Below are 12,004 nucleotides of genomic sequence, written 5' to 3'. Positions count from 1 at the left end.
TACGGCGGAATCGAACGTCCGCTCCGGTCGATTCTCACAGGTTCGACTTCGATTCGCCAGATTCGGGACCGAGATGCCGGGCTTGCGTCGAACTCGAGATATCATTAACCCGGCAATAGCTGATTGCCGTGAAGCCATGTCGACAGGTGACCGGATTGACAGCACAACCGAGTGCGCCCCGAGCGCGCACCTGCCCCGTCGCCGCTACTTATGCCGAGTGGTGGGAAAGTCGCTCCGAATACAACTGGCTTCCACGGTTCCTCGACACCCGCAACCTGACCGGTCCCGGACGCAAAATCGTCGCGCTCTGGTGTGTTCTGATTGCACTACTCGCCGCCACCATGCAGTTGAGCGACTTCGGCGCTGATTCGGTTTTCGCCCGAACAGTGCTGGCGACAGGAACACTCACCGGTTTGGCTGCCGGCGTCTTCTGGTCGGGAAACAAACCGTGGCCACGGCGGGGCCAGTCGATCGTGTTCGTGCTGTGGGCCGACCTCTGGCTGGCGATCACACTGTTCTTCGGGATTCGCACCGCGTTCGTCGGGGCCATGGGCTGCACGCTGTTCGTGATCATCGGGTTCTACGTCGCCCTCGTCCACAGCCCCCGCATCGCAGTGGTGCACCTGAGCTGGGCGATGCTCGTGTGCACGGCGTTGACTGCCCGCGCCGTGCGCGAACCCGGCAACGACTTCTGGGTAGTGGTCAACATGTATCTGACGATCTCGTGCGTGATCGTCTCGACTGTGTGGGCACTACAGATGGTGTGGAAACGCCTGACCGACGACGTTCGGAACTCTCGTCGCGACTACCTCACCGCAACACTGAACCGTCGTGGACTCCAGGACGAAGCCGAATATCTTCTACAGGACGACCGGCATCGGACCAAAGCGCTGATGGTTCTGCTGATCGACGTCGATTCGTTCAAACGACTCAACGACACCCACGGTCACGGCGCCGGGGACGACGCGTTGACCGCGGTGGCCGACCGGGTGGTGGCCGCCGCCGGTCCCGAAGCGGTGGTGGCGAGGATCGGCGGTGACGAATTCGTCGTCCTGCGCACCGTCGAGCGCGACGACATCGAGCAGGTAGCCGTGGACATCCATTCGTCGGTCTCCTCTCCTGCCGATCCGTTTCCGGTCTCGGCGAGCACCGGCGTCAGCGTCTACCTGCCGACCGATACCGCCCTTCCCGAACGCGCCGTGAACTCGTTGATCGACTACGCGGACAACGCCATGTACCGGGCGAAGAAGCGTGGGGGAAACCGTATCGCCTGGGTTCAGATGCTCTCGCGTTGATCGAGGCTAGCGCGCACCTACTTCTTCGTGTTCGGGCCCGGCCGAGTCGTCGGCGGTCGCGAAGAACTTCCGCTTCTCGCCCTTGAGCCTGGCACCGATCCAGGAAGACAATTCGACGCCGACGATGCCCACCGCGCCCACGGCGATCGCGAGTGTGGTCGCGCCGACGTTACTCGGGTCCAACTTGAAGAATTCGCGGGTGAAGGACAATCCGAACAGCAGCAGGTATCCGGCCACCGAGCCCCCGATGAGCACCAGCTTCCACCACACGTACGGTCGAGCCACGACGGCAAGCACCCAGACCGCGATCATGATCAACGTGATCAGCGCACTCGTACCGGCCTGCATCTTCTCGACCTCGGTCTGATCCGGACCCTGGTAGGCGAAGACGTACGTGACGAAGGTCGCCACACCGATGATGACGCCGGACGGCAATGCCAACCGCAGCACACGGGCCACGAAGCCGGTGCGAGCCCGCTCGTTGTTCGGAGCGAGCGACAAGATGAACGCCGGGATGCCGATCGTGAACCACGCGGCGATCGTGACGTGCCGGGGCAGGAACGGGTACGGCAGTGCCTCGAAATCGAAGGCCTGCGACAGCACACCGGTGATACCGATCAAGAACGCGAGCACCACGGAGTAGACGGTCTTGGTCAGGAACAGGTTCGAGACTCGCTCGATGTTGCCGATCACTCGGCGACCTTCCGCGACCACGTACGGCAATGTCGCGAACTTGTTGTCGAGGAGCACGATCTGGGCCACCGCGCGAGTAGCCGGGCTACCGGAGCCCATCGACACTCCGATGTCCGCGTCCTTGAGGGCCAGCACGTCGTTCACGCCGTCGCCGGTCATCGCAACGGTGTGACCGCGAGACTGCAGAGCCGAGACCATCGCGCGCTTCTGATCCGGGCGGACGCGACCGAAGGTCGTCGCCTCCTCGAGGGTGTCCGCCAACTTCTCCTGATCGTCTGGCAAACTGCGAGCATCAATCGGTCGATCGCCGCCCGCCAGTCCCAACGAACCGGCAACCGCACCCACCGAGACGGCGTTGTCGCCGGAGATCACCTTGACGGCGACCTTCTGATCGGCGAAAAATTCCAGCGTCTCCCGCGCGTCCGGGCGAACCTTCTGCTCGAGAACCACCAATGCCTGCGCAGTGACCGTGCCGGGCGCGTTCGCGTCGTCGACGGGAAGGTCACTACTGCCGAGCATGAGAACCCGCAGCCCGGTGGAACCGATTTCCTCGGCCTTACGGGCCATCTCCGACGCCGGGTCCAGCAGGACGTCGGGCGCACCGAGTACCCAGTTGCCATTGCTGCCGAACGACTGGCCGCTCCACTTCTTCGCCGACGAGAACGGCGCCACCGCAGTGGCGTTCCCCCAGCCGGCGTCGTCGGAGAGAGATTCCGCTATCGCGAGCACACTCGCGTTGGGGCGCGGATCGGATGCCGCCATCGCGCCCAGAGCCGCCTTGATCGTGGACTCGTCGAGCGCGCCGTCGGCGAGCTCGAGATCCGACAGGCGCATGCCGTTCTCGGTGAGCGTTCCGGTCTTGTCCGCGCAGACGACGTCGACGCGCGCGAGGCCTTCGATGGCGGGCAGTTCCTGAACGAGGCACTGGCGCTTGCCCAATCGGATGACACCCACCGCGAACGCGATCGACGTCATCAGGACCAGTCCTTCGGGGACCATCGGAACCAGCGCCGCCACCATGCCGTTGAGTGCGGGGCGAATCGGGAGGCCGATCGTGAACAGCTGGTTGTAGATGATCAGTGCACCCGCCGGAATCATCAAGTAGGTGATGAACTTCAAGATGCGATCGATACCGCTGCGCAGTTCGGAATGGACCAGGGTGAACTTGCTGGCTTCCTCGGCCAACTTCGCCGCGTACGCGTCGCCACCGACCTTCGTGGCCCGGTAGGCGCCGCTGCCTGCAGCGACGAAGCTGCCGGACAGAATCTGATCGCCCACCGCCTTGTGCACCGGATCGGCCTCACCGGTGAGCATCGATTCGTCGACCTCGAGACCGGCGGCCGAGACCACTTCACCGTCGACGACGATCTGATCGCCGGATCCGAGCTCGATGATGTCGTCGAGGACAACGTCTTTCGGCGCCATCGCTGCTGCGGCACCGTCACGCCGGACGACCGGCTTGGCCTGGCTGACTATCGCCAGCGCGTCCAGGGTCCGCTTGGCGCGGATCTCCTGGATGATGCCGATGCCACTGTTCGCGACGATCAGCAGACCGAACATGCCGTCGATGATCGAGCCCGTTGCCAGGACGATGATCAGCAACACCGTCAGAATCGCGTTGATCCGGGTGAAGACGTTGCCGCGGATGATGTCCTTGACCGAGCGGGACGCACGGTCCGGCACGTCGTTGGTCTGCCCGGCAGCGACCCGCGCGGCTACCTGGTCGGCGTTCAGTCCTCTGGCGACGTCGACGTCGCTGTCGGGTGCTGTCGCCACGGATGTGCCCGGCGAACCGGTGTCTTCTGAACCGCTGCGATCGTGAGCCATGGACAAAGATTACGCACTCGGCGTGAATTTCCCCGTCGGCACGACGCGAGCGCAACCGGGCAATCTCAGCTCAGGTGTTCCCACCAGGTCGATCCCGGTGTTTTCGCCAGAGCGTCCACCCGGCCGCCCGGCTTGGGGATCACCACGGTGGTTCCGGCTTCGGCTGCCGCCGTCCCGAGTCGGACGACAGGCTCGGACCATGCGTGAAACGCCAGGTTGAAGGTGGCCCAGTGGATCGGGACGAAGACACCTCGTGTCGCATCACCGCGGTTGAGATCGGCGTGAGTACGCACCGCTTCCTCGGGGTTCATGTGGATATCGGGCCACCGCACGTCGTACGCACCGACCGGGAGCAGCGTCAGGTCGAAAGGACCGTAGGTTTGCCCGATGTTCTTGAACCGTTCCGTGTAACCACTGTCGCCGCCGAAGAACACACGATGCTTCGGGCCGGCGAACACCCACGACGCCCACTGCGTCGAATCGCGGACCAGTGATCGACCGGAAAAATGCCGGGCTTCCGTGCAGGTGAGCACCAGGTCGCCGATCGTCGTCGATTCGTTCCAATCCAGTTCTATGATTCGCTCTTCCGGGACCTTCCAGCGCCGCAGATGCGCGCCGATTCCGATCGGCACCACGAACGGCGCCTTCTGCGAACGGGTGAGGGATTTGACGGTCTCGAGATCGAGGTGGTCGTAGTGATCGTGCGAGACGACGATCGCATCCACCGCAGGCAGACTCGGCAGTGGCACCGGAGCCGGGTGCAGACGAGCGGGACCGACTGTCGCCGAAGGTGACACCCGCTTGCTCCACACCGGATCTGCCAGTACGCGGTAGCCGTCCACCTCGACGAGAACACTCGAATGCCCGTACCAGGTGACCGCCGCGTCGCCCGCGTCGACCGGTGCCGCACTGGTGTCCAGGGGAATCGGGGAGCTCGGCCTACCAGCCGATCCCCTGGAGGCGAGGGACTTGAGCAGTCCGGAGTCCGCGCCGGGTGCCGCCGGGGTGAAATTGCTACTGGGCTCGGTGTTGTGGAACTTACGATCCCGGTAGCGCGGCGACAGCGCGGCATAGGGCTGCACTTCGTTGCGAGAAGCACCCATCTGTGTCGGGATTCCCCACGCTGCCCGCGCCACCCACCCCGTCGCCGCGGTGAGCGCGGCAACCCCGAGAAATGTTGTCTTCTTCATTTCGACGAGAGTAGCGACAATCCGGAGTTGGAGTGTCGCGCCTACTTTCCGGTGAATTCCGGTCGACGCTTCTCGAGACGCGCCGCGCGCGCTTCCTGAACGTCGGCGCTCGACCATGCGGCGTGCAGCGCAGCCAGCTGCTCGGGAGTTTCCGGTTCCGCCGTGCCGTCGTCGTTGAGCACCATCTTCATGTGTCGAAGCGAGAGCGGCGCGAGGTCGGCGATGCGGTGGGCCCACTCCTGGGCGTCGGCCAAGGTTCCGATCTTGTTGGCCAAGCCACGCGTGAACGCCTCGTCTGCCAGGATCTGCTCGACGCCGAGCAGAATCGTCCGCGCCGGGCCGCCGCCGACGAGCGACGCGAGCCTGCGCATCGTCCACTTGTCCACGGACACTCCGAGTGTGGCTGCCGGAATACCGAAGCGTGCCGACGGTGCGACAACGCGCAGGTCGGATGCGATCGCCAGTTGGGTGCCCGCTCCGATCGCGGGTCCGTTGACAGCGGCGATCACCGGGATCGGGGCCGAGTCGATCGAGCGGAGCATCTCGAACAATCGGTCCGTGAATCCTTCCATGTACACGTCACCGGACAGATCCGCTCCGGCACAGAACGCGGTGCCCTGACCGGTGAGGACTATGACGTGGGCCTGATCGGCGACGGCTCCGTTCACCGCGTCCCGGATCGCGACGCAGAGCTCGGCACTGAGCGCGTTTCGCCGCTCGTGACGCTGCAACTCGATGGTCACGACATTTCCGTCACGGGAGATCCCGATCATGTCTGCTCGCTTTCTTTTCCGGCAGGTCGGGCACCATGATGGTGCGAAGTACCGCTACCGTCCACGTAGTTCTCTGCAGCAGAGTTCTGTGCATCAGGAGGTTAGATTACCGATGAGTACAGACCACCCCGACGCACACGTACCGCAGCTGGTGGACGTCGTCGTGATCGGTGCGGGCCAGGCCGGACTCTCGGCGGCCTACTACTTGCGCAAGTTCGAGGTGCCACCCGAATCCGGTTTCGTGGTGCTCGATCATGCAGCCGGTCCGGGCGGCGCCTGGCAGTTCCGGTGGCCGAGTCTGACCTTGAGTACGGTCAACGGCGTCCATGATCTGCCCGGGATGTCCTTCGCCGAGACGACAGGCACCGATTCGGCGAGTGTGCGCGCCTCCGTCGCGGTACCGCACTATTTCGAGCTGTACGAGAAACGCTTCGAGCTTCCGGTGCATCGCCCGGTTCACACGCGGGTGGTGTGTAATCGTGGCGAGCGTCTTCGGATCGAGACCGATCAGGGGGTGTTCTCCGCCCGCGGGCTGATCAATGCCACCGGAACCTGGGATCGCCCGTTCATTCCGTACTACCGGGGCGCCGCCACCTTCGCCGGACGCCAGCTCCACACCAAGGACTATTCCACTGCGGACGAGTTCGCGGGCAAACATGTCGTAGTGGTCGGCGGCGGGGTTTCGGCAGTGCAACTTCTGGACGAGATTTCACAGGTCACCACCACTACGTGGGTGACCCGGCGCGAACCGACCTTCCGTGACGCGCCGTTCACCGCTGACGTCGGCCATGACGCAGTGGCGATGGTGGAAGATCGGGTTCGGCGCGGTCTTCCACCGGGTTCCGTGGTGTCGGTGACGGGTCTGGCCCTCACCCCGGCGATCCGTGCGGCCCGCGAACGCGGGGCGCTCGATCGTCTTCCCATGTTCGCCGAGATAGTGCCTCAGGGCGTGCGGTGGTCGGACGGGACGGTCGTCGATGCCGATGTCATCTTGTGGTGCACCGGTTTCCGGAGTTCACTCGACCATCTGGCCCCGCTGCACCTTCGTGGACCGGGTGGCGGAATCTCCATGGTCGGACGGCTTGCAACCCAGGTCGAATCCGACCCGCGTATCCATCTGGTGGGGTACGGTCCGTCGTCGTCGACAATCGGCGCCAACCGCGCCGGGCAGGCTGCTGCTCGCGAGCTGACGAGAAGTTTGGGGATCGACGGATGAGTCGAATACTGGTTCCGGGGCAGACGTGCTGGCGAATCGAGCCTGCGGACAATCTCGCGTGCATAGTCGACGCCGCCGACTACTTTCATCACGCCAAGTCCGCGATGTTGCAGGCCGAAAAGCGGATCATGTTGGTGGGCTGGGACTTCGACACTCGAATCAAACTCGAACCCGTCACCCAAACCCTCGACGGCCCCAATCGCCTCGGACGGTTTCTACGGTGGCTGGTCGCCGAGAAACCGGAACTGGAGATCTTCGTCCTCAAGTGGAACATCGGCGCGTTCACCGCGATCACCCGCGGAATGACACCGGTCTTCGTCTCCAACTGGCTGACAGACGACCGCCTGCGGTTCGAGATCGACGGCGCGCACCCCGTTGCCGCAGCACATCATCAGAAGATCATCGTGATCGACGACGCGTTGGCGTTCTGCGGCGGCATCGACATGACCGTCGACCGATGGGACACCTCCGACCACCGCGATCGGAACTCGTATCGCATGACACCGAGCGGAAGACGTTACGGCCCTTGGCATGACGCGACGACGGCGCTCGACGGCCGGGCTGCGGGGGCCATCGGGGACATGGCGCGGGCGCGCTGGAAGTCGGCAACGGGCGAGGAGTTGGCGCCGGTCACCGGCGTCGGCACACCGTGGCCGGTCGGACTCGAGCCCACGATGCGCGTCGTGGACGTCGCAGTGGCCCGGACACTGCCGGAGCTCGGCGACCGTGCCGAAGTACGTGAGATCGAGGCCCTGTATCTCGCGGTGATCGCGTCGACCGAGCGCACGCTGTACATCGAGAGTCAGTACCTGGCGTCTCGCACCTTGGCAGAAGCGATGGCCGCGCGACTGGCAGAACCGGACGGCCCGGAGATCGTGCTGGTCATTCCGCGCAACGCCGACGGTTGGCTCGAGCAGAAGGCGATGGACGGCGCTCGGCACGATCTCCTGCATCTGTTGTGGGCGGCGGATGCTCACGACCGGTTCGGCGTCTTCTATCCGGTCACCGAATCGGGTGAGCCGATCTACGTGCACGCCAAGGTCCTCGTGATGGACGATCGACTGTTGCGGATCGGCTCGTCGAATCTGAACAACCGGTCCATGGGTTTCGACACCGAATGCGATGTAGCCGTGGAGGCCGACCAGACCGGCACCGAACTGCGACGAACCATCACCACGCTGCGCAGACGACTACTCACCGAGCACCTCGACGTGGACGACCGGACGTTCGAGAGCGCGCTCGCCGATTCGACCCTGCTGGCAGCGGTCCGAATCCTGAGCCGACCGGACGGCAGAAGTTTGCGGGAGTTCGATCGAGACACCGTGGACGGTGAGGATCACGTTCTGGCCGAGAACGCGCTGATGGATCCGGAACGCACGCCGACGACGCTGGTCAGCCGGATCGGCGAGCTGCGAAGGCGCGTCGGCCTGGACTGACGACGGCGGTCCTCGAGTAGCGCCTCGACGGCCCGAGAGCGACCCAGCATTTCCCCCGCACCCGTTTAGTAACTGTTGTCCGATTTTCTTTTCGCCAGCTCAATCAGTCATTTTTCTCACCGAGGACATATATTCTCCTTGGGCGTAGCAAGTGGGCGATCATTCTGTTACCGTTCAGCTAATCATTTGTTCAGGCTTGACGATTCACAAGAAACGTCGGACACGACTCCAACGGGGGTATGACGTGAAGGGGCGACGTTCGAAATGAAGCAAGACTCACACACAACGTCCTCGTGGTGGTCGATCGGCGAGTGGCGTCTCGGCTGGAAAGTTGTCGCCGTACTGGCGCTGCCGATGCTCGTCGCCGTCATCCTCGGCGCCATGCGAGTCCAGACCGAACTGGGCGAGGCATCGAAGCTGAGTTCGTCGTCCGAACGAGTTCTGGCCATCCCGGCTGCGGTCAACCTCGACTCCACACTCTTCGATCTCGGCGAAGCGGCGTCGTCCGGCGTGGACACCACAGCGGCCCGCAACGCAGTGTCGGCGGCGGCAGACCGCCTCGACGAGGCCGGCCGCATCTTCGACGGCGATTCGACTCTGAGCAGTCAGGTCGACAGCGCGGTCTACGACAGCCGCGCCATCCGCGACGAGGTCGCCGCGGGTAACGTGGCACCGGCTCGTCTGGTTTCTCGCATCGACGAGGTGACCAGCCGCCTGGCAAGTACCTTCACCGACTTCGTCGACTCCTCACAACGTCCGGTCATGCGTGATCGTGGTGTCGAACTGGCGACGCTGTGGGACGCTCGACGGTCCTGGGCCGAACAACGCGTTCTCTTCGGATCGGGCGCCCCCGATCAGAAAACTCGCGCCGACATGGCTGCTGCCGCCGGCGCGGAACTCTCCGCCCTGACCGCCATGAGCGCAAGCCTGGACGCAAACGGGAACACCGCCTCCGCCGATACCGTGAAGACGCTGCGTGCGGCCGCCCAGACCCGAATCGACGACATCGGCTCCACACCCGCCGACGTGCCGCTCAGCGCCCAGTTCGGTTCGGGGCTGCAAGCGAGCAAGGACGACTACACGACCGTGACGGACAATGCCGTCGACGCGTTCAGCTCCACCGTGACTGCGGAGTCCAACTCGGCCCGGTCCGCTGCGCTGCGTGATACCGCCATCGTCCTCGGCGCAGTGTTGTTGGCCCTGGCCATCGCCTTGGTCATCAGTCGCTCACTCGTCGGTCCTATCCGCCAGCTTCGTCTCGCAGCCCTCCAGGCTGCTCGCTACGGCCTTCCCGAGGCGATCGACCGGATCCGTGGCGGCGTCAAGGTGGAAGATCTCGACATCGCCCGAGTACCGATCACCACGCACGAAGAGATCGGCGAGCTCGCTCGCGCCGTCGACGACATGCACGGCCAGGCCGTGACGCTGGCAGGCGAACAGGCCTCACTGCGTCGCCAGGTCAGCGACATGTTCGAGACTCTCTCGCGCCGCAACAAGTCACTCGTCGAGCAGCAGCTCGGTTTGATCGAACAGCTCGAGCAGGACGAGAACGATCCCCGACGCCTCGAGAACCTGTTCCGTCTCGACCACATCGCCGCCCGGATGCGCCGAAACAGCGAGAACCTCCTGGTTCTCGCCGGCAACGAGGTCCGGCGCGCTCGATCGGCGCCCATTGCTCTCGCCGACACCATCCGCGCCGCGGTCTCCGGTGTCGAGGACTACCGACGAGTCGAGCTCGGCCAGATTCCGCCCGGAGTCGTCAGTGGCCAGGCTGCTCCCGACGTGGTGCACCTCGTCGCCGAACTGCTCGACAACGCGCTGCGCTATTCGCCTCCGGAAACCACGGTGTCCGTCAATGCGGCGCGAACCATGGACGGCTCGCTGATCATCGAAATCGCCGACCTGGGCATCGGTATGACACCCGCCGAGATTCTGGACGCCAACCAACGATTGGCCTCCGGCGGCGAGATGAGCCCCGAGACGGCTCGCCGAATGGGTCTGTTCGTGGTCTCGCGTATCAGCCGTCGTTACGACGTCTCGGTGCGACTGCGCCCCACACACACAACTCCGACGCAGGTCGGTATCACCGCCACCGTCCTACTGCCGACACTCATTCTCGAATCGTCTCCGGTGACGCAGATCCGTGCGCCCCGCAGCGGCCCGGCACCGACTCCCGACGCACCGCCGGCGCACGCCGCTCAGGCGCCGCCGAGCTCGGGTTTCCGCTTGCCGTCCTCGAACAGTGAGTTCGCTCTCCGATCGGCTGCCGGCCTGCCCCAACGCTCGACGTCGGGTGCGGCGGGAAAGCCAGGGAGCGGCGGCTTCACTTCCCCGCCGCCCTCGAAGCCTCAGGGCGACCAGGATGCTCCTCGACGGGATACCCCGCCCGCCTCGCGTGCACCCGAGTCGACCCCGGCCTCCGGTTCCGCGCTCCCGCGTCGGACACCGGGAACCAGCGGTGTACCCAATCCCACCCGCCCGGCACCGACGACGCAGAATCGTCCGCCGGCGCAGCCGATGCGATCGGGTCCGCCCAACCGGCAGACGCCTGCCGCCGCGCAACAGCAGCGTCAGGGCGGCGCACCGGCCGCGCAGCAGGGTGCCCCACAGGTAGGTGGTCCCCAGGGTCACATCGAAGAACCACGGCATCGGTTGGCTCCACCGACGCCGACCAACACCGCGGCGTTCTTCTCCTCCCGAGCTCGGGACGGCATGGCTGCCCGAAACCCCAATCCGGCTGGTGGCGATGCCACTACGGCGCAACCGTCGCCGATGCCGATCTACGCTCGGATGGTGTCGGAGTGGCTGGTGGACCCGACCGCGGAGAATGCCGGTATCGCCCCCGGCAGCCCGTGGACCACGGTTGCCGATCAAGGGTGGGTGGCAGCTCGGACGTCCTTCGAGATGCCGGTCACCAAGATCACCGATGCCGGACTTCCGGTTCGCGATCGGGGCGCTCGACTGATCCCGGGAACCGTCGGCTCGCCACAGCCCGGGCAACGGCAGGTTTCCGATCCTGCCGACGTGCGGCGCGGATGGAGCAATTACCAGTCCGGCGTGCAGCGCGGGCGCAAGCACGCCGCTGACAGATCAGCCGCTTCGGGTGGCGCAGAGGTCGATTCATCTACGAAGTTGCACAACACTGAAGGAGAACAGTGAATTCTGTCGGTGCTCAAGAGACCCCTCGCGCACTCGACTGGCTCGTCTCCGGGTTCGCCCGCGACGTTCCGGGCGTGAGCCATGCGATCATCGTGTCCGCGGACGGACTGCTCAGTGCCGCGAGCACTCACCTACCCCTCGATCGGGCCGATCAGCTGGCGGCAGTCACCTCGGGCCTGGCCAGTCTGTCCGCCGGTGCCTCTCGATTGTTCGAGGGCGGATCCGTGTTGCAGTCGGTGGTGGAGATGGAGAACGGATACCTGCTCCTGATGGGCGTAGGCAGCGGGGCATATCTCGCAGCTCTCGCTGTCGCCGGATGCGATATCGGCCAAATCGGGTACGAGATGGCCACTCTCGTCGAGCGCGTCGGAACGACGATGGACATCGCACCCCGGTCGGTCCGAGGCATCTGATC

Annotated in this window: 8 protein-coding genes; 5 read left to right on the top strand and 3 right to left on the bottom strand. The window is 64.9% G+C overall.

What is annotated here, in order from left to right:
* Positions 1 to 146: 146 nt before the first annotated feature.
* Positions 147 to 1,295 carry a GGDEF domain-containing protein gene (locus ABH922_RS03095; protein ID WP_424805534.1) on the top strand — a complete coding sequence of 383 codons (1,149 nt, stop codon included), beginning with the start codon at positions 147 to 149 and terminating at the stop codon, positions 1,293 to 1,295.
* A gap of 6 nt (positions 1,296 to 1,301) precedes the next feature.
* On the opposite strand, the gene ABH922_RS03090 is transcribed toward ABH922_RS03095, so the two are convergent.
* The 3 genes from ABH922_RS03090 to ABH922_RS03080 form a co-directional block, all read right to left on the bottom strand.
* The gene (locus ABH922_RS03090; RefSeq protein WP_424805533.1) at positions 1,302 to 3,815 is read right to left on the bottom strand and encodes an HAD-IC family P-type ATPase; all 2,514 of its coding nucleotides are present in this window, start codon (positions 3,813 to 3,815) and stop codon (positions 1,302 to 1,304) included.
* Positions 3,816 to 3,880: 65 nt separating this feature from the next.
* Positions 3,881 to 5,005, bottom strand: a complete 1,125-nt coding sequence (locus tag ABH922_RS03085; RefSeq protein WP_424805532.1) for an MBL fold metallo-hydrolase — start codon at positions 5,003 to 5,005, stop codon at positions 3,881 to 3,883.
* 41 nt (positions 5,006 to 5,046) lie between these two features.
* On the bottom strand, positions 5,047 to 5,778 hold the full coding sequence (locus ABH922_RS03080; RefSeq protein WP_424805531.1) for an enoyl-CoA hydratase: 732 nt from the start codon (positions 5,776 to 5,778) through the stop codon (positions 5,047 to 5,049).
* Positions 5,779 to 5,890: 112 nt separating this feature from the next.
* Between ABH922_RS03080 and ABH922_RS03075 the strand changes: the two genes are divergently transcribed.
* The 4 genes from ABH922_RS03075 to ABH922_RS03060 all read left to right on the top strand — a co-directional run bounded on the left by ABH922_RS03075 (position 5,891) and on the right by ABH922_RS03060 (position 12,002).
* A complete protein-coding gene (locus ABH922_RS03075) occupies positions 5,891 to 6,994 on the top strand; it encodes an NAD(P)-binding domain-containing protein (RefSeq protein ID WP_424805530.1) in 1,104 nt (367 codons plus the stop codon).
* Positions 6,991 to 8,430 (top strand): phospholipase D-like domain-containing protein, encoded by a 1,440-nt coding sequence (locus ABH922_RS03070; protein WP_424805529.1) that lies wholly within the window; start codon positions 6,991 to 6,993, stop codon positions 8,428 to 8,430. Before ABH922_RS03075 ends, ABH922_RS03070 begins: the two co-directional genes overlap by 4 nt.
* 264 nt (positions 8,431 to 8,694) lie before the next feature.
* On the top strand, positions 8,695 to 11,589 hold the full coding sequence (locus ABH922_RS03065) for an ATP-binding protein (RefSeq protein ID WP_424805528.1): 2,895 nt from the start codon (positions 8,695 to 8,697) through the stop codon (positions 11,587 to 11,589).
* Positions 11,586 to 12,002, top strand: coding sequence for a roadblock/LC7 domain-containing protein (locus tag ABH922_RS03060; RefSeq protein WP_424805527.1), 417 nt, complete (start codon positions 11,586 to 11,588; stop codon positions 12,000 to 12,002). Before ABH922_RS03065 ends, ABH922_RS03060 begins: the two co-directional genes overlap by 4 nt.
* Positions 12,003 to 12,004 lie beyond the last annotated feature (2 nt).

Source organism: Rhodococcus sp. 27YEA15 (assembly GCF_049739425.1).
Classification (GTDB): Bacteria; Actinomycetota; Actinomycetes; order Mycobacteriales; family Mycobacteriaceae; genus Rhodococcus_F.
The sequence above is the reverse complement of the archived record's forward strand: the minus strand, read 5'-3'. Positions and strand labels throughout refer to the sequence as shown.